At 53.8% G+C, this 1490-nt stretch carries 4 protein-coding genes; 1 reads left to right on the forward strand and 3 read right to left on the reverse strand.

Annotated elements, in window-relative coordinates:
- Nucleotides 1-71 precede the first annotated feature (71 nt).
- Nucleotides 72-275, forward strand: a complete 204-nt coding sequence (locus tag FEM54_RS32440; protein ID WP_017136429.1) for a hypothetical protein — start codon at nucleotides 72-74, stop codon at nucleotides 273-275.
- A gap of 6 nt (nucleotides 276-281) precedes the next feature.
- On the opposite strand, the gene FEM54_RS32445 is transcribed toward FEM54_RS32440, so the two are convergent.
- The 3 genes from FEM54_RS32445 to FEM54_RS32455 form a co-directional block, all read right to left on the reverse strand.
- The gene (locus FEM54_RS32445; protein WP_099550121.1) at nucleotides 282-518 is read right to left on the reverse strand and encodes a DUF2789 domain-containing protein; all 237 of its coding nucleotides are present in this window, start codon (nucleotides 516-518) and stop codon (nucleotides 282-284) included.
- A 77-nt stretch (nucleotides 519-595) separates the two neighbouring features.
- Nucleotides 596-826, reverse strand: a complete 231-nt coding sequence (locus FEM54_RS32450; RefSeq protein WP_026013642.1) for a hypothetical protein — start codon at nucleotides 824-826, stop codon at nucleotides 596-598.
- Between the two features lie 124 nt (nucleotides 827-950).
- Nucleotides 951-1226: a hypothetical protein gene (locus FEM54_RS32455; protein ID WP_017136432.1), complete on the reverse strand. Its 276-nt coding sequence runs from the start codon at nucleotides 1224-1226 to the stop codon at nucleotides 951-953.
- Nucleotides 1227-1490: the final 264 nt, after the last annotated feature.

Here is a 1490-nt window from a genome sequence, read left to right on the forward strand (position 1 = left end):
TTTCCACGTGGAATAAAACCGTAGCATGGTCAATATTGTTAGGTAGCTAACTAATGTGGCGGAGAAGCTCCATGCAGAACAAGGTCGATGTCGCCGTGATGATCGGCAGTGGTGTTCCCGAAACCCTGCGTGCGCTGGGCCAGAAAGCCTGTTGGGTGGTGTTGCTCAATGGCGAGCAACGCGGTACGGCATTCGCCAGCCGCAGTGAAGCCGAGGAGTGCAGAGCCGCCTGGCAGGCACTGATGCACCTGGAACAATCAGACAGCCTGCATTGAGGCGTGTTATTTAGACGGGTGCAGGCGCTGGTTCAGCTCATCCACCGGTATTGCCCATTCGGCGTCTTCGCGCAGTTCTTCTTTAAGAAACGCCGCTTGTTGCGCAGACCAGAAGGGTGCGTCGATCAGCTTCACGTCTTCAGGTAGCGGATGCGCGACGATAAAAGCATCGATGGCTTCAGGTGTTGAATCCAGACCGAGTTGATCAAACAGGGTTTCAAGCGTAGGGATTGGCGCGTCCATGGTGGGTTCTCCATGCAAGGTGAGGGATGTTGTGCATGTGAGGCCGGGGACGCGACAGAGTTCAGGATTTGCACAGGTCAGGAATTGAGTGCACCTGAATCCACCGCGGATTTCAGCGCCCTGGCGGCATCTTTGCCGGCAATGGCCGCAGCGTCGACGGTTTTGAACCAACGATCTTTTTCTACCTGATGCGTGGTGACCGTGGTCAGCGGTGGTTTGGCCCGCATAATGATCACCGCTTGAAACTCGCCATCTACTTCTCGCGCATCGCCATGGATGAAAAATTCGCCAATATCAAATTCCGTCACGTATAGCCTTCCCTTCAAGTTAACTGCATCAAGGTCACTGCACTGATGAACGCCGACACGCAAGGGGCAAACTTCAATGGACGGGCCAGTATGGCAGTTGTTGAAGGGCGACGGCGCAGTAAAGTCAGGCGGGTGACGAAACGATCGCAGCGTGAACCGCTTGCAGGTTGGCTTCAAGTTGTTGGGCCAATTCGCAAGCCTTGGAATGCGTGCTGCGAAAGCCTTTGATCCTGCCGCTGGTCACTTCAAGGATATGAAAGAAATTGCGTCCGGCCGGTACCACTTGGTAAAGAACGTAATTGGAGTACCCGTTGGGGTTATGTAAGCAGTAGTATTGGCGCTCGTCTGGACATGATGAACGAGTGCGCGATGACATAACGGCGTGTTGACGTGGTTGCATGCTCAGCTCCTGTCGATCGACCTTGTGGACTTACCAGCAGCGTTTCGAGTGGTTTTGAACCGGGTTGCTGTTTTAGTATTGTCGTCGGCAGCCAATACCTGGTTCCATTCCGGGTGTTATGTAATGTGTAGGCTGTCGGAAATCGCGTTTTTAACCGGGTTATTCTCTGAAGTGGGTCGGTCCGAGTTCTCGGGCTGCTGAACCTGTGATTTGCTGTGTCGCCTGATGACCTTGCATAAGGTCCATCGTGCATCTGTGTACTAG

The sequence above is a fragment of the Pseudomonas edaphica genome, from assembly GCF_005863185.1.
GTDB classification, from domain to species: domain Bacteria; phylum Pseudomonadota; class Gammaproteobacteria; order Pseudomonadales; family Pseudomonadaceae; genus Aquipseudomonas; species Aquipseudomonas edaphica.